The 20,678-nt window shown below is 60.3% G+C and carries 18 protein-coding genes; 6 read left to right on the plus strand and 12 right to left on the minus strand.

The window, feature by feature from the left end; translation table 11 throughout:
- Positions 1–6 precede the first annotated feature (6 nt).
- The 3 genes from nuoN (at position 7) to CKW21_RS04040 (ending at position 2,374) form a co-directional block, all read left to right on the plus strand.
- Complete coding sequence (gene nuoN / locus CKW21_RS04030; RefSeq protein ID WP_095192723.1) at positions 7–1,470, plus strand: NADH-quinone oxidoreductase subunit NuoN; 1,464 nt, start codon at positions 7–9, stop codon at positions 1,468–1,470.
- A 249-nt stretch (positions 1,471–1,719) separates the two neighbouring features.
- Complete coding sequence (locus CKW21_RS04035; protein ID WP_095192724.1) at positions 1,720–2,070, plus strand: toxin; 351 nt, start codon at positions 1,720–1,722, stop codon at positions 2,068–2,070.
- Positions 2,060–2,374 carry a DNA-binding transcriptional regulator gene (locus CKW21_RS04040; protein ID WP_095192725.1) on the plus strand — a complete coding sequence of 105 codons (315 nt, stop codon included), beginning with the start codon at positions 2,060–2,062 and terminating at the stop codon, positions 2,372–2,374. The genes CKW21_RS04035 and CKW21_RS04040 overlap by 11 nt, the downstream gene beginning before the upstream one ends.
- Before the next feature lie 265 nt (positions 2,375–2,639).
- Here the strand turns inward: CKW21_RS04040 and CKW21_RS04045 are convergent, their stop codons facing one another.
- From CKW21_RS04045 to CKW21_RS04070, 6 genes are read right to left on the minus strand one after another with little or no spacing between them, the layout of a single operon-like run.
- Positions 2,640–4,382, minus strand: coding sequence for an ABC transporter substrate-binding protein (locus CKW21_RS04045; RefSeq protein ID WP_095192726.1), 1,743 nt, complete (start codon positions 4,380–4,382; stop codon positions 2,640–2,642).
- Positions 4,383–4,429: 47 nt separating this feature from the next.
- Positions 4,430–4,702, minus strand: a complete 273-nt coding sequence (locus tag CKW21_RS04050; RefSeq protein ID WP_095192727.1) for a DUF2160 domain-containing protein — start codon at positions 4,700–4,702, stop codon at positions 4,430–4,432.
- 10 nt (positions 4,703–4,712) lie between these two features.
- Positions 4,713–5,513 carry a carbohydrate ABC transporter permease gene (locus CKW21_RS04055; RefSeq protein ID WP_095192728.1) on the minus strand — a complete coding sequence of 267 codons (801 nt, stop codon included), beginning with the start codon at positions 5,511–5,513 and terminating at the stop codon, positions 4,713–4,715.
- 10 nt (positions 5,514–5,523) lie between these two features.
- Positions 5,524–6,390, minus strand: a complete 867-nt coding sequence (locus CKW21_RS04060; RefSeq protein WP_056854628.1) for a carbohydrate ABC transporter permease — start codon at positions 6,388–6,390, stop codon at positions 5,524–5,526.
- On the minus strand, positions 6,387–7,502 hold the full coding sequence (locus CKW21_RS04065) for an ABC transporter ATP-binding protein (RefSeq protein WP_095192729.1): 1,116 nt from the start codon (positions 7,500–7,502) through the stop codon (positions 6,387–6,389). Before CKW21_RS04065 ends, CKW21_RS04060 begins: the two co-directional genes overlap by 4 nt.
- Entirely contained in the window at positions 7,502–8,596 is a 1,095-nt protein-coding gene (locus CKW21_RS04070; protein ID WP_095192730.1) for an ABC transporter ATP-binding protein, read from the minus strand. The genes CKW21_RS04065 and CKW21_RS04070 overlap by 1 nt, the downstream gene beginning before the upstream one ends.
- 387 nt (positions 8,597–8,983) lie before the next feature.
- On the opposite strand from CKW21_RS04070, the gene CKW21_RS04075 reads away from it, so the two are divergent.
- Positions 8,984–10,816, plus strand: coding sequence for a sigma-54-dependent Fis family transcriptional regulator (locus tag CKW21_RS04075; protein ID WP_095192731.1), 1,833 nt, complete (start codon positions 8,984–8,986; stop codon positions 10,814–10,816).
- Positions 10,817–11,034: 218 nt separating this feature from the next.
- Here CKW21_RS04075 and cysS read toward each other — a convergent pair whose 3' ends face one another.
- Together cysS and CKW21_RS04085 are read right to left on the minus strand one after the other, a co-directional pair.
- Positions 11,035–12,417, minus strand: coding sequence for a cysteine--tRNA ligase (cysS, locus tag CKW21_RS04080; RefSeq protein ID WP_095192732.1), 1,383 nt, complete (start codon positions 12,415–12,417; stop codon positions 11,035–11,037).
- A 15-nt stretch (positions 12,418–12,432) separates the two neighbouring features.
- On the minus strand, positions 12,433–14,130 hold the full coding sequence (locus CKW21_RS04085; RefSeq protein ID WP_095192733.1) for a glutamine--tRNA ligase/YqeY domain fusion protein: 1,698 nt from the start codon (positions 14,128–14,130) through the stop codon (positions 12,433–12,435).
- A 250-nt stretch (positions 14,131–14,380) separates the two neighbouring features.
- Between CKW21_RS04085 and CKW21_RS04090 the strand changes: the two genes are divergently transcribed.
- Both CKW21_RS04090 and lpxH read left to right on the plus strand, forming a co-directional pair.
- Positions 14,381–14,884, plus strand: coding sequence for a peptidylprolyl isomerase (locus CKW21_RS04090; RefSeq protein WP_095192734.1), 504 nt, complete (start codon positions 14,381–14,383; stop codon positions 14,882–14,884).
- A complete protein-coding gene (gene lpxH / locus CKW21_RS04095; protein ID WP_095192735.1) occupies positions 14,881–15,633 on the plus strand; it encodes a UDP-2,3-diacylglucosamine diphosphatase in 753 nt (250 codons plus the stop codon). Before CKW21_RS04090 ends, lpxH begins: the two co-directional genes overlap by 4 nt.
- 126 nt (positions 15,634–15,759) lie before the next feature.
- On the opposite strand, the gene CKW21_RS04100 is transcribed toward lpxH, so the two are convergent.
- The 4 genes from CKW21_RS04100 to CKW21_RS04115 form a co-directional block, all read right to left on the minus strand.
- The gene (locus CKW21_RS04100) at positions 15,760–17,292 is read right to left on the minus strand and encodes a DHA2 family efflux MFS transporter permease subunit (RefSeq protein ID WP_095192736.1); all 1,533 of its coding nucleotides are present in this window, start codon (positions 17,290–17,292) and stop codon (positions 15,760–15,762) included.
- 127 nt (positions 17,293–17,419) lie between these two features.
- Positions 17,420–18,622 carry an efflux RND transporter periplasmic adaptor subunit gene (locus CKW21_RS04105; protein WP_095192737.1) on the minus strand — a complete coding sequence of 401 codons (1,203 nt, stop codon included), beginning with the start codon at positions 18,620–18,622 and terminating at the stop codon, positions 17,420–17,422.
- Between the two features lie 15 nt (positions 18,623–18,637).
- The gene (locus tag CKW21_RS04110) at positions 18,638–20,107 is read right to left on the minus strand and encodes an efflux transporter outer membrane subunit (protein WP_095192738.1); all 1,470 of its coding nucleotides are present in this window, start codon (positions 20,105–20,107) and stop codon (positions 18,638–18,640) included.
- Positions 20,097–20,579, minus strand: a complete 483-nt coding sequence (locus CKW21_RS04115; RefSeq protein ID WP_095192739.1) for a MarR family winged helix-turn-helix transcriptional regulator — start codon at positions 20,577–20,579, stop codon at positions 20,097–20,099. Before CKW21_RS04115 ends, CKW21_RS04110 begins: the two co-directional genes overlap by 11 nt.
- Between the last annotated feature and the right edge of the window lie 99 nt (positions 20,580–20,678).

The raw sequence follows: 20,678 nt of genomic DNA on the forward strand, positions 1-20,678 counted from the left end.
AGCGCTATGGAATTCACGACTCAACACTTTATCGCGCTTGCGCCGTTGTTGATCACCAGCGCCACGATCATCGTGGTGATGCTGGCGATCGCCTGGCGCCGCAACCACTCCCAGACCTTCCTGCTGTCGGTGGCGGGTCTGAACCTGGCATTGCTGTCGATCCTGCCGGCCCTGAAAGTCGCGCCCCTGGCCGTGACCCCGTTGCTGCAGATCGACACCTTCGCCTGCCTGTACATGGCGCTGATCCTGGTCGCCACCCTCGCCTGTGTGACCCTCGCCCACGCCTACCTCGGCGATGGCGGTTCGGGTTACCCGGGCAACCGCGAAGAACTGTACCTGCTGATCCTGATGGCCGCCGCCGGCGGCCTGGTGCTGGTCAGCGCGCAGCACCTGGCCGGGTTGTTCATCGGTCTGGAACTGCTGTCGGTACCGGTCTACGGTCTGGTGGCCTACGCCTTCTTCAACAAGCGCTCGCTGGAAGCCGGTATCAAGTACATGGTGCTGTCGGCTGCCGGCTCCGCGTTCCTGTTGTTCGGTATGGCGCTGCTGTATGCCGACTCCGGCTCCCTGAGCTTCGTCGGCATCGGCCAGGCTCTGGCGGCCACCGGCCTGCCAAGCTCGCTGGCGCAACTGGGCCTGGGCATGATGCTGATCGGCCTGGCGTTCAAGCTGTCGCTGGTACCGTTCCACCTCTGGACCCCGGACGTTTACGAAGGTGCTCCGGCGCCGGTCGCGGCGTTCCTGGCCACCGCTTCCAAAGTCGCCGTGTTCGCGGTGATGGTGCGTCTGTTCCAGATCTCGCCAGCGGCGAGCAGCGGTGTCCTGAGCGACGTGCTGACCATCATCGCCATCGCGTCGATCCTGTTCGGCAACTTGCTGGCCCTGACCCAGAGCAACCTCAAGCGTCTGCTGGGTTACTCGTCCATCGCCCACTTCGGCTACCTGCTGATCGCCCTGGTGGCGAGCAAGGGTCTGGCCGTGGAAGCCATCGGCGTGTACCTGGTCACCTACGTGATCACCAGCCTCGGCGCCTTCGGCGTGATCACCCTGATGTCCTCGCCGTACAACGGCCGTGACGCGGATGCCCTGTACGAATACCGCGGCCTGTTCTGGCGCCGTCCGTACCTGACCGCCGTACTGACCGTGATGATGCTGTCCCTGGCCGGTATCCCGCTGACCGCAGGCTTCATCGGCAAGTTCTACATCATCGCCACCGGTGTCGAATCGCACCAATGGTGGCTGGTCGGTTCCCTGGTACTGGGCAGCGCCATCGGCGTGTTCTACTACCTGCGCGTCATGGTCACCCTGTACCTGATCGAACCAAACCTGCGTCGCCACGATGCGCAACTGCACTGGGAACAACGTGCAGGCGGCGTGATGCTGCTGGCCATCGCAGTACTGGCCTTCTTCCTTGGCCTGTACCCACAACCGCTGCTGAACCTGGTTCAGCAATCGGGTCTGGCGGGTTGATCGCTTAAGCGTTCTCAGTAAAAACAGAAACGGCACCTTCGGGTGCCGTTTTTGTTTTTGTGGGATTTGTTACCGCTGCCCCGCCCCCCTTCTGCAATCCCCGAATGCTCTCGCTGGGCTGGTCGACTCGTCCTACAGGTGTTTTTACGACCGGGGTCTACCGTTAAAAACGGGAACGAAAAGGTTGGCGTCGACGGCTTGACCAATTCGACTACAGGGATAAGACTATACGTAGGTAGCGTACAGAACATGGATGCTCTATTTGTCGAGTTACGTATGTTTCAGAAACATCGAGACGATTACCTCGATGATGATCTGTTTCGCAGCTTCCAGTTGGAATTGCTGAAGAACCCCGAAGCGGGCGATCTCATTGAGGGCACCGGTGGGCTGCGCAAAATTCGCTTCTGCGATCAACGACGAAGTAAAGGCAAGCGCGGTGGCTTACGGGTGATTTATTACTGGTGGTCGGGCTTCAATCAGTTCTGGTTGTTCACCGTGTATGGCAAAGACGAGCAAGACGAGCTGTCGCCCTCCCAGAAAAAGCTTTTCAGACAAACGCTGGATAGAGAAATCAAAACGAGATTCCACTATGAAACGTGACATTTTTGCCGAACTGATGGATGGCCTCGAAGCCCTGGCCGATGAGCGCCAAGGCAAGATCACGCTGCGAACCCACAAGGTTCAACTGCCAGAACTGACGCCCATCACTGCCGAGGAAGTGGTCGCCATCCGCCAACAGCTCAACCTCTCCCGGTCGGTGTTTGCGATGTATCTGCGCACCAATACCCGAACCCTGGAAAACTGGGAACAGGGACGGGCAACGCCCAATGCCCAGGCCACGACCCTTATCCGCTTGGTCGAGCGCTTCCCGCAGACGATTGAACATCTTGCAGCCCTGACCTGAATTCAGAAGCTCTTGTGCCCGAAGCACGCGCCAGCAGCGCATTGCACCGGGTACTTCTGTCAGATGCTTGTTCTGCTGATGAAAGTAGGTAACCGGGATGGCCCCTTCGCGAGCAGGCTCGCTCCCACAGTGGTTCTCCTGTGTACACAAGATCTGTGAACACCCGCGATCACCTGTGGGAGCGAGCCTGCTCGCGAAGGGGCCTCATCAGGCACCCACAAAAACGGCACCTCCCGGTGCCGTTCGTCTTTCACATTCCAAGCTGTTATTTGCGCGCCGCCTCCCACGATTTCAGCAGTTCGGCGTAGCTCACGGTCTCGCCTTTAGGTTTCTCGTTCGCCAGTTTCGGTTTCGGGGCGCCCGGTTGGTCGAACCAGTATTGCGCGTCGCGCTCAGGGTTCATTTTCGGGGCGCAGGTGGCTTGGGCTTTTGAACGCTCAAGACGGGTCATGATCGCGTCCTGATCCTTGGCCAGGCCATCGAGTGCCTGCTGTGGGGTTTTCTCGCCGCTGGCGGCTTCGGCGATGTGGCTCCACCACAACTGCGCGAGACGAGGATAATCAGGCACGTTGGTCCCGGTCGGAGTCCATTGCACGCGGGCCGGGCTGCGGTAGAACTCCACCAGGCCACCGAGTTTCGGTGCCAGGTCGGTCATGGCCTGCGAGTTGATGTCCGATTCGCGGATCGGGGTCAGGCCGACGATGGTTTTCTTCAGCGAGACGGTTTTCGAAGTCACGAACTGCGCGTACAGCCAGGCTGCCAGTTTCTGTTTCTCAGGCGTGGACTTCATGAACGTCCAGGAACCGGCGTCCTGATAACCGAGCTTCATGCCCTCTTCCCAGTACGGTCCTTTCGGCGACGGCGCCATGCGCCATTTCGGCGTGCCGTCGGCATTCATCACCGGCAGGCCAGGTTTGGTCATGTCGGCGGTAAACGCGGTGTACCAGAAGATCTGTTGGGCGATGTTGCCCTGGGACGGCACGGGGCCGGATTCGGAGAAGGTCATGCCCGCAGCTTCCGGTGGCGCGTACTTCTTCATCCAGTCGACGTACTTGGTGGTGGCGAACACCGCTGCCGGGCCGTTGGTATCACCGCCACGGGTTACGCTGGAACCGACCGGGTGGCAATCCTCGACGCGAATGCCCCACTCGTCCACCGGCAGACCGTTGGGGATGCCTTTGTCACCGGCACCGGCCATGGAGAACCAGGCATCGGTGAAGCGCCAACCCAGGGACGGGTCTTTCTTGCCGTAGTCCATGTGCCCATAGACGCGCTTGCCGTCGATTTCCTTGACGTCTTCACTGAAGAACTTGGCGATGTCTTCATAGGCCGACCAGTTCACCGGGACACCCAACTCGTAGCCGTATTTTTCCTTGAACTTGGCTTTCAGGTCCGCGCGCTCGAACCAGTCGGCGCGGAACCAGTACAGGTTGGCGAACTGTTGGTCGGGCAGTTGATAGATCTTGCCGTCCGGCGCGGTAGTGAACGAAATGCCGATGAAGTCCTTGATGTCCAGGGTCGGCGAGGTGAAGTTCTTGCCCTCGTTGGCCATCAGGTCGGTGATCGATTCGGTCTTGCCGTAACGGAAGTGCGTGCCGATCAGGTCCGAGTCGTTGACCCAACCGTCATAGATGTTTTTGTCCGACTGCATCTGGGTCTGCAACTTCTCCACCACGTCGCCTTCCTGCAGCAGGTCGTGGGTCAGCTTGATCCCGGTGATTTCACTGAACGCCTTGGCCAGCACCTTGGACTCGTACTCGTGGGTGGCGATGGTTTCCGACACTACCTTGATGTTCATCCCGCGAAACGGCTCCGCCGCCTTGATGAACCACTTCAGCTCTTCGAGCTGTTGTTCGGCCGTCAGGGTGGACGGCTTGAATTCACTGCCGATCCATTTCTTCGCAGCGTCTTCGTAGGCATCGGCCCAGGCCGAAGCGCTCAAACCGCTGAGTGCCAGCATGGCTGCCAATGAAATGCTATGTCGCAGCTTATTGTTTTTGTCGAACATAGAGACCTCCTTATTGAATTTGGGAGCAACATTGCCGAGCGATTCGACTAGCCCCAACGCATCACAGCCAACAGCCACACCAGGGACAACGCGAACGCTATCCAGATGCTCCAGTCGGTCACGCCGATTACCAGCAGATGCAGGTAGGCGCTGCCGAGAAGACCGATAAACAAGCGATCGCCACGGGTGGTGGCAATCGGTAAAAAGCCTCGCCGAAGAATGCTTGGCGAACGCAACTCCCAGGTCGTCATGCCCACCAGGATCAAGCCAATAACGCTGAAAAATGCCGCCGTCGGGACGGTCCAGCTCATCCATTCCATCATCGATTCCTCATACCCGGCCCAGGGCAAAGCCTTTGGCCACGTGGTTGCGAACAAACCAGATCACCAGCATGCCCGGCAGGATGGTCAACACCCCCGCCGCCGCCAGCACGCCCCAGTCAATACCGGACGCCGAAACCGTACGGGTCATGACTGCCGCGATGGGTTTGGCGTTCACCGAGGTGAGGGTGCGCGCCAGCAGCAGTTCGACCCAGGAAAACATGAAGCAGAAAAACGCCGTCACACCGATGCCGGAGCCGATCAGCGGGATGAAGATCTTCACGAAGAACTTGGGGAAACTGTAGCCGTCGATGTAGGCGGTTTCGTCGATTTCCTTGGGCACACTGGACATGAAGCCTTCGAGAATCCACACCGCCAGCGGCACGTTGAACAAACAGTGGGCCAGTGCCACGGCGATGTGGGTATCGAACAACCCGATCGACGAATACAGCTGAAAGAACGGCAGTAAAAACACCGCCGGTGGCGCCATGCGGTTGGTCAGCAGCCAGAAGAACAGGTGCTTGTCGCCGAGGAAGCGGTAACGCGAGAACGCATAAGCCGCCGGCAGCGCCACGCTCAGTGAGATCACCGTGTTCAGACTCACGTAGTACAACGAGTTGAGGTAACCGGTGTACCAGGCCGGATCGGTGAAAATCACCTTGTAGTTGTGGAAGGTGAAATCCTGGGGAAACAGCGTCAGACCGCCGAGGATTTCGGTGTTGCTCTTGAAGGACATGTTCAGCAGCCAGTAGATCGGCACCAGCAGGAACAGGATGTAGATCAGCAGCGGAATCAGTTTTCTTTTGCTCATGGCGCGGGCCTCAACGGTTGGCGTCAGAGTGAGTCATGGCGGTGTAGAACAGCCAGGACACCAACAGGATGATCAGGAAGTACACCAGCGAAAACGCCGCGGCCGGGCCGAGGTCGAACTGACCGATCGCCATTTGCGTCAGGGTCTGGCTGAGGAAGGTCGTGGCATTGCCCGGTCCGCCGCCGGTCAGCACGAACGGCTCGGTGTAGATCATGAAGCTGTCCATGAATCGCAGCATCACCGCGATCAGCAACACGCTCTTGAGCTTGGGCAACTGGATGTGCCGGAACACCGCCCAGGCCGAGGCCCGGTCAATCCGTGCTGCCTGGTAGTACACGTCCGGGATCGCCCGCAGGCCGGAGAAGCACAACAGCGCCACCAGTGACGTCCAGTGCCAGACGTCCATCACCAGCACGGTGACCCAGGCGTCCATGGTATTCGCCGCGTAGTTGTAGCTGATGCCCATGGCATTGAGACTGGAGCCTAGCAAGCCGATGTCGGCCCGGCCAAAGATCTGCCAGATGGTGCCGACCACGTTCCACGGGATCAGCAGCGGAATCGCCAGGATGATCAGCACCACCGACGACCAGCGGCCCTTGGTCGGCATGGTCAGGGCAATCGCGATGCCCAGGGGGATTTCGATCAGCAGCACGCAGGCCGAATAGATGAACTGGCGCAGCAACGAGTCGTGCAGACGCGGATCGAGCAGCACCTGCTTGTACCAGTCGGCCCCCACGAAATAGCGGCTGGACTGGTCGAAGATGTCCTGCACCGAGTAGTTGACCACGGTCATCATCGGGATCACCGCACTGAACGCCACCAGCAAAAACACCGGCAGCACCAGCCACCAGGCCTTGTTGTTCTGCACCTTGTTCATGGCTGCGCCTCACTGGTGGATTGTGCTTCGAGGAGGAATTCGTCGGCGTAGACCATCAGCCATTGCGCCGGAAAACTGATGTAGGCCGTGCCTTCGGGTACCGGCTTGTCTTCGGCCAGACGCACTTTCAGCGGCACGCCGTCGAGGTTCAGGGTCATGATCTTGTAGGTGCCGAGGTCTTCGACGTGTACGACTTGTGCCCGCAGCGCGTCATCAAACGGCTCATCCCACACGTGGACAAACTCTGGCCGAATGCCGACCTTCAGGGTTTGCCAGGTGGACTCGGCGATACGCTTCTGCATGGCTTCGGACAGCGGCAAATGGGTCGACGCGAAACCGACACCACCCGCTTGCGGTTGTACCTCGATCAGGTTCATGCCGGGGCTGCCGATGAAATAACCGACAAAGGTATGACTCGGCCGCTCGAACAGTTCCCGTGGCGTGCCGAACTGCACGATCTGGCCGCCGTACATCACGGCGATCTTGTCGGCGAAGGTCGAAGCCTCCAGCTGATCATGGGTGACATAGACCATGGTGATGTTGAACTGCTCGTGGATCTGCTTGAGCTTGCGCCGCAGCTTCCACTTCAAGTGCGGGTCGATCACCGTCAGCGGTTCATCGAACAGGATCGCCGACACGTCATCGCGCACCAGCCCACGGCCCATGGAGACTTTCTGTTTTTCGTCGGCGGTGAGGTTGCGGGCCTTTTTGCTCAGCAAGCTCTGAAGGTCGAGGACTTCGGCAATTTCCTGCACCTTGGTGTGAATTTTCGCCTCGGCCATGCCCTGGTTACGCAGGGGGAAGGCCAGGTTGTCGAACACCGTCATGGTGTCGTAGACCACCGGAAACTGGAAAACCTGGGCGATGTTGCGTTTTTCCGGGGTCAGGTTGTTGACCGCTTTACCGTCGAACAGCACATGGCCCTGGGACGGGCTGAGCAATCCGGAAATGATATTGAGCAAGGTCGACTTGCCGCAGCCCGACGGGCCGAGCAAGGCATAGGCGCCACCCTGCTCCCAGATATGGTCCATCTCGCGGATGGCGTAATCCTCGGGACCGCTCGGCGTGCTGGTGTAGCTGTGGGCGAGGTTCTGCAAACGGATTTCGGCCATCAGGCAACCCTCGCGACACGCCGGCCCGGCGCCTGAACCAGCCGCCCCTGCGTATCGAACACAAACAGTTTATGGGTCGGGATGTAGATGCGGATCGGCGCATCGACGTCGTATTCGTGAACGCCAGGCAGGTGCAGCACCAGCAGGAAATGCTCGTTGCGCACGTGCAGGAAGGTTTCCGAACCGCTGATTTCCGCGACTTCGACGGTCACCGCCAGTTCGAGGTCATCGTCGTTGCTCGGCACCAGCGAGATATGACTGGGGCGCACACCGAAGCGGAACTCGCCCTCGCCCACCGGGCGCAAATCGACGTTCAACGGAAAGTGCACGAAATTGGCGAAGCTCACTTCGTTACCGGCAATGCGACCCGGCATCAGGTTGATCGGCGGCTCGGAAAACAGCTCGGCCGCCAGCACAGTCTGCGGCTGGTGATAGACCTCGGAAGACTTGCCGCTCTGAACCACCCGGCCTTCGTGAAGAATGGTCGTGGTGCCACCCAGCGCCAGGGCTTCGTTGGGCTCGGTGGTGGCATAGATGGCGATGGTGTGGTGCGCCTTGAACAGCTCGCGCATTTCCTGGCGCAGCTCTTCGCGCAACTTGTAGTCGAGGTTGACCAGCGGCTCGTCGAACAGGATCAGTTCGGCGTCCTTGACCAGTGCCCGGGCCATGGCCGTGCGCTGCTGCTGACCACCGGAAAGTTCGAGCGGATAGCGCTTGAGGAATTTCTCGATGCGCAGCATCTTCGCGGTTTCCAGCACTTTGCTCTGGATCAGCTCATTGGATACACCGGCCTGGCGCAAGGGCGAGGCGATGTTCTCGAAGACGGTCATGGTCGGGTAATTGATGAACTGCTGATAGACCATCGACACGTTGCGCAGGCGCACCGGACGCTGGGTGACATCGACGCCATTCATCAGGATGCGACCGCTGTCAGGCTTGTCCAGCCCGGCCATCAGGCGCATGAGACTGGTTTTACCGGACAGCGTGCGCCCGAGCAAAACGTTGAAAGATCCGGGTTCGAAACGCAGGCACGCATCGTCAATCCAGGTCTGGCCCTCGACGGTGCGGCTGACATGCTCCAGGGTTAATGACATGGCTCGGCCTTTTTTGTTTTTGGAGTCAAGCGACCGGAGCTACATAGCGACATTTGTGCCAGAAATCGCAAGCGATTGATCTGATTAGAAAAACAGGAAATTCAGATAGAAATGCCGTTCGATGCTGAACAGAAATGAACAACTGTGGCTGAACAACTGAACACTTCAACGATTGACAATGAACATTAGTGAACAACACTCTATGGATGCTTTTTGCCTTCCCTGGAGCAAACCCAGTGTTGTGCATTTTGTGGGAGCGAGCCTGCTCGCGAAGGCGGCGGGACAGGCACATTAAGGGTGTCTGACACTGTGCCTTCGCGAGCAGGCTCGCTCCCACAGGGAACTACCCATAACAACAATAAAAGCGTCATTCAGAGGCTGACTCAAATGGCCGCACCTGCCCCCGCGTTATCCCACGACGCCATCATCCAGGACTCCTGGAAACGTTGCCGCGCGTTCGGCCTCAACCATCAAAGCACCCCGGCATTCGATCAGTTGCCCGCCGAAGGCATCGCGCAGTTGCTGGAAAGCCAGCATTCATTGGTGCAGACCACCCATCAGGAAGTGCTGCCGTATTACGAGAACATCCTGAGCAACTCCAACTGCCTGATCATGCTCGCCGACAATCAGGGGCAGGTGCTGACGTCCTGGGGCACCCAGCGCTTTATCGAGCCGAGCCTGACCCGTGGCTTCAGCGCCGGCGCCAGCTGGATGGAGCGTTGCAGCGGGACCAACGCCATCGGCACCGCACTGGCCTGCGAGCAGGCGGTGCACATCGAACACGATGAACACTTTCTCAAAGCCAATCGCTTCATGACCGGCTCGGCCGCGCCGATTTTCGACGCCGAGCGCAAAGTCATCGCGGTGCTGGACGTATCCAGCGACAGCTACCTGCCGCCGTCCCACACCCTGGGCATGGTCAAGATGATGAGTCAGACCGTGGAAAACCGGCTGATCCTCAACCTGTTCCACGGCCAGCATTTCCAGCTGACCTTCAACACCGGCCTGAACAATCTCGACAGTCAATGGGCCGGGTTGCTGATCTTCGACGAGAGTGGCCAGGTGCTGTCCGCCAACCGTCGCGCCGACAATCTGCTGGGTGTGCGTTTGTCGCGGGTCAGTGTCGAGAGCCTGTTCAAGGTTTCGTTGCTGGAACTGCTGAATCAACCCGAAGGCCTGCCCTTCTCGCTCCAGGCCTCCGGGCGCAATCGCTTCCAGTGCCTGCTGAAGCGGCCGAAGCAGGCACCGATCCAGGCTCGGGTATTCAGTGAGCCCACCGTCACCGCACCGGCCGCCATCAGCCTCAACACCCTGCACTTCGGCGACAGCCGCGTGGAGAAAGCCGTGCGCCAAGCCGAGCGCCTGCTGGAAAAAGACATTCCGCTGTTGATCCACGGTGAAACCGGCGTCGGCAAGGAAGTCTTCGTCAAGGCGTTGCATCAGGCCAGTTCCCGCAGCAAACAGCCGTTCATTGCCGTGAACTGTGCGGCGATCCCCGCCGAACTGGTGGAATCCGAGCTGTTCGGCTACGAAAAAGGCGCGTTCACCGGCGCCAACCAGAAAGGCAGCATCGGCCTGATCCGCAAGGCGGACAAAGGCACCCTGTTCCTCGACGAAATCGGCGACATGCCACTGCCGACCCAAGCCCGGTTATTGCGCGTATTGCAGGAACGTTGCGTGCAACCGGTGGGCAGCAGTGAATTGTTCCCGGTGGACATTCGCATCATTTCGGCCACCAACCGTTCGTTGCGCGAACAGGTACAGTTAGGGCGCTTCCGCGAGGATCTGTATTACCGCATTGGCGGCCTGACCCTGGAATTACCGCCGCTACGCGAGCGCAGCGACAAACAGGCACTGTTCAAGCGTTTGTGGGAGCAACACCGCGACCCAAGCCAGTGGGCCGGTTTGAGCCGTGAGGTATTGGAGTTGTTCGATCGTCATCCTTGGCCGGGGAATTTGCGCCAGGTCAGCAGCGTGATGCAGGTCGCCCTGGCCATGGCCGAGGAACAACCGGTGCGGCTGGAGCATTTGCCGGATGATTTCTTTGTCGATCTGGAGATGGAACCGGTGGAGACGCCGGAGTCGCTGGTGGTGGATCTTGATGATGCCGAGGCGTTGAATCGGCAGTTGCAGGCAGTTGGAGGGAACATATCCCATCTGGCGCGGCGGCTCGGGGTTAGCCGCAATACCCTTTACAAACGGTTGCGCCAGGCGGAATAACGAGCGAGCCGCACTGGCAGTGTTTGGTTTTAAACCTTCGCGAGCAGGCTCGCTCCCACAGGGGATCTGCCTCGCGCACAAAACTCAAACATCACAAAGATCCAATGTGGGAGCGAGCCTGCTCGCGAAGACGTCAGCCTTGGCACTACAGTCCGAGCGCCCTACCGATAAACAAAAACCCGCACAAGGCGGGTTTTGTTTTACAGCCGGTGCAGCAATCAGTCAGCCAGACGCCAGGTCGTGCCGCCCTTGCCGTCTTCCAGCACCACGCCCATGGCGGTGAGCTGGTCGCGGATGCGGTCGGATTCGGCCCAGTCTTTAGCGGCACGGGCCGCCAGGCGCGCAGCGATCAACGCCTCGACTTCGGCTGCATCCACCCGCCCTTCGGCGCCGGCCTGCAGGAAGTCATCGGCTTCGAGCTGCAACACGCCCAGCACGCTGGCCAATTCCTTCAAGCGCGCCGCCAGACCGGCTGCCGCATTGAGATCGCTCTCACGCAGGCGGTTGATCTCACGCACCATCTCGAACAGCACCGCGCAGGCTTCCGGCGTGCCGAAGTCGTCGTTCATCACCTGGGTGAAACGCTCGACGAACGCTTCGCCGCCCGCCGGCGCCACGCTCGGCAGGCCTTTCAACGCGTGGTAGAAACGCTCCAGGGCGCCTTTGGCATCCTTGAGGTTGTCTTCCGAGTAGTTGATGGCGCTGCGGTAGTGACTCGACACCAGCAGGTAACGCACAACTTCCGGGTGGTACTTGTCGAGCACGTCGCGGATGGTGAAGAAGTTGTTCAAGGACTTGGACATCTTCTCGCCATTGATCCGGATCATGCCGCAATGCATCCACGCATTGGCGTAGGTCTTGCCGGTGGCCGCTTCGCTCTGGGCGATTTCGTTTTCGTGGTGCGGGAACTCCAGGTCGCTGCCGCCGCCATGAATGTCGAACGTCTCGCCAAGGCAGCAGGTCGACATCACCGAGCACTCGATGTGCCAGCCCGGACGTCCGGCGCCCCACGGCGATTCCCAGCTCGGCTCGCCCGGTTTGGCGGCTTTCCACAGCACGAAGTCCAGCGGGTCCTGTTTCGACTCGTCGACTTCGATGCGCGCGCCGATGCGCAGGTCTTCGATCTTCTTGCGCGACAGCTTGCCGTAGCCCATGAACTTGCCGACGCGGTAGTACACGTCGCCGTTGCCCGGGGCGTAGGCGTAACCCTTGTCGATCAGGGTCTGGATCATCGCGTGCATGCCGGGGATGTGATCCGTGGCACGCGGCTCCATGTCCGGCTTCTTGATGTTCAGGCGCGCTTCGTCTTCGTGCATCGCCGCGATCATGCGCTCGGTCAAGGCTTCGAACGATTCGCCGTTCTCGTTGGCCCGGTTGATGATCTTGTCGTCGATGTCGGTGATATTGCGCACGTAGGTCAGGTCGTAACCGCTGAACCGCAACCAGCGGGTCACCAGGTCGAACGCGACCATGCTGCGGCCGTGGCCCAGGTGGCAGTAGTCGTACACGGTCATGCCGCACACGTACATGCGCACCTTGTTGCCATCGAGCGGCTTGAAGACTTCTTTGCTCTTGGTGAGCGTGTTGTAGATCGTTAGCACGTTAAATCCTTTGAATCACTGGCCCCACGAATCACGCAGGGTCACGGTACGGTTGAATACCGGCTGACCGGGTTTCGAGTCCTTGATATCCGCGACGAAGTAGCCTTCGCGCTCGAACTGGAAACGGTCTTCCGGCTGTGCGTTGCCCAGCGAGGGTTCGGCACGACAACCGGTGAGTACCTGCAGTGAATCAGGGTTGATGTTGTCCAGGAAGCTGGCGCTGTCTTCGGCCTTCTCCGGGTTCGGAGAACGGAACAGCCGGTCGTACAGACGCACTTCGCACTCGACGCTGGCAGCGGCCGGCACCCAGTGGATCACGCCCTTGACCTTGCGGCCTTCAGGGTTCTTGCCCAGGGTGTCCGGGTCGTAGGAGCAACGCAGCTCGACGATGTTGCCGTCGGCGTCCTTGATCGCTTCGTCGGCGCGGATCACGTAGCTGCCGCGCAGGCGCACTTCGCCGGCCGGTTCCAGGCGCTTGTAGCCCTTTGGCGGTTCTTCCATGAAATCTTCACGGTCGATGTAGATCTCACGGGCGAACGGCAGCGCACGCACGCCCATGTCTTCTTTCGGGTGGCATGGCAGTTCGAGGTTCTCGACCTGGCCTTCCGGGTAGTTGGTGATCACGACTTTCAGCGGGCGCAACACGCACATGGCGCGCGGGGCGCTGTGGTCGAGGTCGTCGCGGATGCTGAATTCAAGCATGCCGAAGTCGACCACGCCGTCGGAACGGTTGGTACCGATCATTTCGCAGAAGTTGCGGATCGATTTCGGCGTGTAGCCACGGCGGCGGAAGCCCGACAGCGTGGACATGCGCGGGTCATCCCAACCGTTGACGTGGCCCTCGTCCACCAGCTGCTTGAGCTTGCGCTTGCTGGTGATGGTGTAATTCAGGTTCAGACGGCTGAACTCGTACTGACGCGGATGCGCCGGCACGGGCAGGCTGTCGAGGAACCAGTCGTACAGCGGACGGTGGCTTTCGAACTCCAGGGTGCAGATCGAGTGGGTGATGCCTTCGATGGCGTCCGACTGACCGTGGGTGAAGTCGTAGTTGGGGTAGATGCACCACTTGTCACCGGTCTGGTGGTGGTGAGCGTGGCGGATGCGATACATGATCGGATCGCGCAGGTTCATGTTCGGCGACGCCATGTCGATCTTGGCCCGCAGCACACGTGCGCCGTCCGGGAATTCACCGGCGCGCATGCGGGCGAACCAGTCGAGGTTTTCTTCCACGGAACGATCACGGAACGGGCTGTTCTTGCCCGGTTCGGTCAGGCTGCCACGGTATTCCTTGGCTTGCTCAGGGGTCAGGTCGTCGACATAGGCCTTGCCGGCCTTGATCAGCTCGACGGCCCAGTCGTGCAACTGGTCGAAGTACTGCGAGGCATAGCGCACTTCGCCGGCCCACTCGAAGCCCAGCCATTTGACATCACTTTCGATCGCGTCGATGTATTCCTGGTCTTCCTTGGCCGGGTTGGTGTCGTCGAAACGCAGATGGGTGACGCCGCCGAACTCCTGGGCCAGGCCGAAGTTCACGCAGATCGACTTGGCGTGACCGATGTGCAGGTAGCCGTTGGGCTCAGGCGGGAAACGGGTGACGATCTGCGTGTGCTTGCCCGAGTCCAGGTCTGCCTGGATGATCGGCCGCAGGAAGTTGACCGGCACGGCAGGGCCGGTCTTGGAGTTCGAGGTAGGGTCGACAGTGGGCTTGCTCATAGGATCCTTGGACGTACAAGTGCGTGGCCGGGAGTAAGGGCCTGACAAAACAAAGCCGCTATCATAGCCGATGCCGTCAAGCAGCTGACAGAGCAGGCCGGAAAACCGCTGCATTTAATCGGATGTAAACGAAAAACAGCCTCGAAATTCGCGTGTGTCGCGCTAAACTGCGCTCCTTGGTCGAAGCCGGCCAACACGGTTGCGGGCCTTGCTGCCCCGAAACCCACGAATTCCTTAAAGAGTAGCCAACATGACCCAAGTCAAATTGACCACCAACTTCGGCGACATCGTCCTCGAACTGAACGCTGAAAAGGCACCGATCACCGTTGCCAACTTCGTCGAATACGTCAAAGCCGGTCACTACGAAAACACCGTTTTCCACCGTGTCATCGGTAACTTCATGATCCAGGGCGGCGGTTTCGAGCCAGGCATGAAAGAAAAGAAAGACAAGCGTCCAAGCATCCAGAACGAAGCCGACAATGGTCTTTCCAACGACAAGTACACCGTCGCCATGGCCCGCACCATGGAGCCGCATTCGGCTTCCGCGCAGTTCTTCATCAACGTGGCTGACAACAGCTTCCTGAACCACAGCGGCAAGAACGTTCAGGGCTGGGGCTACGCGGTATTCGGCAAAGTGACCGCCGGCACCGACGTTGTCGACAAGATCAAAGGCGTGGCCACCACTTCCAAGTCCGGCCACCAGGACGTACCAGCAGACGACGTGATCATCGAGAAAGCCGAGATCATTGAGTGATACTGCTGATTTCAGACTTGCATCTGGAAGAGGAGCGCCCGGACATTACCCGGGCGTTTCTGGATTTGCTCGCCGGACGCGCCCGCTCGGCGAGTGCGTTGTACATTCTGGGCGACTTTTTCGAGGCGTGGATTGGCGACGACGCCATGACCCCCTTTCAGCGCTCCATCTGCCAGGCCCTGCGCGATTTGAGCGACAGCGGCACGGCCATTTTCCTGATGCACGGCAATCGCGATTTCATGCTCGGCCAGGCCTTCTGCAAACAGGCCGGCTGCACCTTGCTGAAAGACCCGAGTGTCGTGCAGTTCAACGGTGAGCCGGTGCTGCTGATGCACGGCGACAGCCTTTGCACCCGCGACGAAGCCTATATGAAGCTGCGTCGCTACCTGCGTAACCCCATCACCCTGTTCATCCTGCGGCACCTGCCTTTGGGCACCCGGCATAAACTGGCGCGCAAGCTGCGCAGCGAAAGCCGGGCGCAGACACGGATGAAGGCCAATGACATCGTCGATGTCACGCCCGAAGAAATTCCGCGGATCATGCAGCAATACGGGGTGAAAACCCTGATTCATGGCCACACTCACCGCCCGGCCATCCACAAGTTGCAGCTCGGCGACCAGGCGGCCCGGCGCATTGTGCTGGGTGATTGGGACCGTCAGGGTTGGGCATTGCAGGTCGATGAGCAGGGGTTTGCGTTGGCGCCGTTTGATTTCATCCCGCCGCCGCAATTGGCAGCCCCCGCCAGCTGACGACCAAACACAAAAAATACCTGTGGGAGCGAGCCTGCTCGCGAAGGGGACCTGACAGTCAACAGAGATGTTGGCTGACAGACCGCTTTCGCGAGCAGGCTCGCTCCCACAAGGGTTATGCGGTGTTTAGTGGCCAGCAGAGGCAGCTGGCCCTGCCTTGGCCGTAAACGGTGGTTTGGCCAGCCACACGATCAAGATCAAGCCCATGAACATCCAGCCCAGCAAGGTGAAGTAATCCACCGTGGACATGATGTACGCCTGGCTGATCACCATCTGATCCAGCTGCGTATACGCCTTGGCCCCCGCCCCGCCCAGATGGGTCATGGCCTCGCGGGTCGCCGGATCGAACGGGGTAATGCTTTCGGTCAGGTAGGCGTGGTGCTGGTCGGCGCGACGGATCCAGATCCAGGTGGTCAAGGAAGCCGCGAAGCTGCCGCCCAATGTGCGCAGGAAGGTCGCCAGCCCGGAACCGTCGGCTATCTGGCTCGGCGGCAGGTCCGACAACAGGATGGTCAGGGTCGGCATGAAGAACAGCGCCACGCCGATCCCCATGAACAGCTGCACCATGGCGATGTGCTGGAAATCCACCTCGTTGGTAAAACCGGCGCGCATGAAACAGCTCAGGCCGATGGCCAGGAACGCCAGCCCCGCCAGCAAGCGCATGTCGAAGCGCGGTGCGTATTTGCCGACGAAGGGTGACAGCAGCACCGGCAGGATGCCCAAGGGCGCCACGGCGAAACCGGCCCAGGTCGCGGTGTAGCCCAGGCGGGTCTGCAGCCATTGCGGCAGGATCAGGTTGATGCCGAAGAACCCGGCATAACCCAGGATCAGCACGATGGTGCCGTAGCGGAAGTTGCGGTGGGCGAACAGCCGCAGGTTCACCACCGGATGCTCATCGGTCATTTCCCAGATCACGAAGAACGCCAGGGCGACCACGGAAATCACCGAGCCGATAATGATGAAGCTCGATTCGAACCAGTCGGCATCGTTGCCTTTGTCGAGGACGATCTGCAACGCACCGACACCGATGATCAAGGCGATCAGGCCCACATAGTCCATGGGTTGCCGACGGGTGACCACCGGACGTTTCTTCATCTGTTGCGTGACCACCCACGCAGCGAACAAACCGATGGGCACGTTGATGAAGAAGATCCATGGCCAGCTGTAGCTGTCGGTGATCCAGCCACCGAGGATCGGTCCGGCAATCGGCGCCACCACCGTCACCATCGCCAACAGCGCCAGGGCCATCCCCCTTTTTGCCGGGGGATAGACCGCAATCAGCAGCGTCTGGGTCATCGGGTACAGCGGTCCCGCCACTACCCCTTGCAGGACCCGAAAGCCCACCAGCTCCGGCATCGAGGTGGAAACCCCGCACAGGAACGAGGCGAGCACAAACAACAGGGTTGCCCAGACAAACAACTTCACCTCGCCGAAACGCCGGCTGAGCCAACCGGTCAGCGGCAGGGCGATGGCGTTGCTCACGGCAAACGAGGTGATCACCCAGGTGCCCTGCTCCGAGCTCACGCCGAGGTTGCCGGAAATCGTCGGTAACGCCACGTTGGCGATGGTGGTGTCGAGCACTTGCATGAAGGTCGCCAGCGACAGGCCGATGGTGCTGAGCAGCAGGCTGGGGGGCGTGAAAGAGGCGTTATTGCTCATCGCGAATCCTTTGGGTCGCAGCTAACCCTGTGGGAGCGAGCCTGCTCGCGAAGAGGGAGTGTCAGTTACATCAATGTCGCCTGACACACTGCCTTCGCGAGCAGGCTCGCTCCCACAAAAGTCGGAATCAGCGCTGCGCGGTCTTGCTGACCGCGGCGCTGTTGTCGTGAATCAGCTGAGTGATCATCGCGTCGGCCTCGGCCAACTGACGGTCATAGATGTTGGTGCTGAACGAAGCCTTCTGCGGCGGCTGTTGCGCCAGCACCGGGCCGCTCTGGTCGCGCAGGTCCACATCGACCACAGTCGACAGGCCGACCCGCAATGGATGTTTGGCAAGCTCCTGGGCATTGACGTGAATGCGCACCGGCACCCGCTGCACGATCTTGATCCAGTTACCGGTGGCGTTCTGCGCCGGCAGCAAGGCAAACGCGCTACCGGTGCCGGCGCCGAGGCTGTCGATGGTGCCGCTGTATTTCACGTCGCTGCCATAGAGGTCGGTTTCGATCTCCACGGGCTGGCCGATGCGCATGTCGCGCAGTTGGGTTTCCTTGAAGTTGGCGTCGATCCACAGTTGATCCAGCGGGATCACCGCCATCAGCGCCGTGCCCGGTTGCACGCGCTGACCGAGCTGTACGGTGCGCTTGGCCACATAGCCGGTCACTGGGGCGATCAAGGTGCTGCGGGCATTGTTCAGATACGCCTGGCGCAATTGCGCGGCGGCGGCCATCACGTCCGGATGGGACGAGACCACGGTGTCATCCACCAATGCGCTGGTGGTCTTGAGTTGCTGTTTGGCGTTGGCCAGGGCGTTTTGCGCCGAGGTCAGGTCGTCGCGGGCGTGGGACAGTTCTTCCTGGGAAATCGCCCCACCCGCCGCCAGGTTTTTCCGGCGATTGAAGTTGTCCTGAGCCTTCTGCACTTCGGCTTGCTGCGCATTGACCTGGGCTTTCATGCCGTCGACGTTGCTGTACAAGCCGCGCACCTGGCGCACGGTACGCGCCAGTTGGGCCTGGGCATTTTGCAGGCCGATTTGGGCGTCGTTCGGATCGAAATTCACCAGCACCTGGCCTTCCTGGACCAGATCGCCATCGTCGGCGCCGATGCTCACCACGGTACCTGTGACCAGCGGGGTGATTTCCACCACGTTGCCGTTGACGTAGGCGTCGTCGGTGCTTTCGCTCCAGCGCCCGTAGAATTCGTGGTAAGCCCAGACACCGGCGCCGCTCAGTGCGACCACCACGGCAAGGGCCAGCAACATGAATTTACGCTTGCCCGCATTAGGGTTGGCGGGAGCGTTTTCAGACGTTTGAGTTGTATCGGCAGTGGCCATGACAAGTACCTTGAATTAGTGAGTCAGCGTGACTGGAGCGGTGCTGGCCGAGGCAATGGCCTCAGTCTGGAATCCGCCGCCCAGCGCCTGCATCAGTTGGATCGACAGGTCGATCTGCTCGGCATTCAGGTTGGCCAGCTGACGCTGGGCCTGGAGCAATTGCTGCTCGATGCTGAGCACGTCCAGGTAGTTACCGATGCCGGAACCGTACCGCTGGACCACGGTGTTGTAAGAGTCCTGGGCGATCTCGGTGGCGTGCTGCTGGGCAGCGATTTGTCGACCGATATCGCGCAACTGGTTGATGTTGTCACTGACATCCCCCAGCGCTTTGACCAGGCTTTTGTTGTACTGCGCCACCGCGAGGTCGTAATCGGCATCGCGGGCATCGAGGTCGGCACGCAGGCGGCCACCGTCGAAAATCGGCACGGAAATCGTCGGCGCAATGTTGAAGAAACGGCTGGCCGAACCGAACATCGCATCACCCAGCAACGACTCGGCACCGGCGGCGGCACTCAGGTTGAGGTTGGGATAGAAGCGGGTTTTGCCGGCGTCGATGTTCTTGCTCGCCGCCTCGACCCGCCAGCGCGCCGCCACCAAGTCCGGACGTCGGCCGAGCAATTCGGCCGGCAGCACCGACGGCAAGGCAACGGCGCTGGCCTTGAGGATTTGCGGCCGGGCGATTTCATTGCCGCGATCCGGGCCTTTGCCGAGCAGCACGGCCAGGGCGATCTTCGCGCTTTGCAGGCGTTTATCGGCGTCGATCAGATTGGCTTGTGAAGTGGCTTCCAGGCTTTCGGTCTGCTGGAACTGGTACTGGCTGTCGATCCCGGCACTCAGACGACGCTTACTCAGGTCGAGCATCTGTTGGGTGCGCTTGAGGTCCTCGGCGGACAGGTCATAAACGATGTGCGCCTGTCCCAGATCGCTGTAGGCGCGGGCCACGTCGGCAGACAGGGTCAGCTGTGCGGCCTGCTGGTCGACTTCGGCAGCACGGGCCTGGCCCAGTGCGGCTTCCCAGGCATCACGCTGACCGCCCCAGAGGTCGAAGTTGTAATTGAAGCTGGCGCCAATATTGCGCACGGTCGAGTAGGCATCGCCCTCGCCTCGTGGATCCTGATCCCGGGACAGCCGTGATCGGCTGACGCCGGCGCTGGCATCGAGGGTCGGCATCCGTTCTGCATCGGCGGCGTAGGCAGCGGCGCTGGCCTGATGGGCGCGGGCGTCGGCGATCTGCATGTCGGGGCTGTCGTGCAGGGCCTCGCGGATCAGGCCGTCAAGTTGCGGATCGCCGAGGCTTTTCCACCAGTCACTTTTCGGCCAGGCCGCCGGCGACAAAGTAACGCCGCTCAGGGTTTGCCCGGCCTTGAGGCTTTTCGCATCGAGGCTGACGCCTTCGGTGGTCAGGCCGCTGTAATTGGCGCAACCGGCCAGGCTCATGGCCAACAGCACCAGGCTCAGGCCGGTGCGCAGGGTTTTACTGTTCATGGTTGCCACCTAGGCGCAGCACCGTGATCGAGTCACCGGCGGCCAGCAAGATTTTCTTCAGGATCTGTTCCAGGGTTTGCAGTTCTTCCGGGGTGACAGCGCCGGCCAGTTCGTTCATGGCATCGGCACCGATATGCGGCAGGCGGTCAGCCAGATGCTGCCCATCTTCGGTCAGCACCAGCCGCACCTGGCGGCGGTCCGCTTCGGAGCGTTGGCGGGCGAGGAAACCTTTCTGTTCCAGACGATCGAGCATGCGGGTCATCGAACCGCTGTCCAGTGACAAGTGCCGGCACAGCTCGCCCGGCGAATCGACGCCGAACTGGGCCATGATGATCAACACCTTGAACTGCGCGGCGGTGATGCCGTGGGGCTCCATGTGCGTGTCGATGATCCGGTCCTTGAGCAGCGCAGCGCGCCCGAGCAGGAGACCAAGATGGCAATTGTGGAAGTTGTCCGGGGTGAAATGCTTCATCTGACCACCAATTAGCTGCCTAGGCAGTGAATGTATGTCAAGATGTTACTGCCTAGGCAGCCAATGTCAACGCAATAGTTAGGTTGCTTACTAAATAGC

It is taken from the genome of Pseudomonas sp. Irchel 3A7, assembly GCF_900187565.1.
GTDB lineage: Bacteria > Pseudomonadota > Gammaproteobacteria > Pseudomonadales > Pseudomonadaceae > Aquipseudomonas.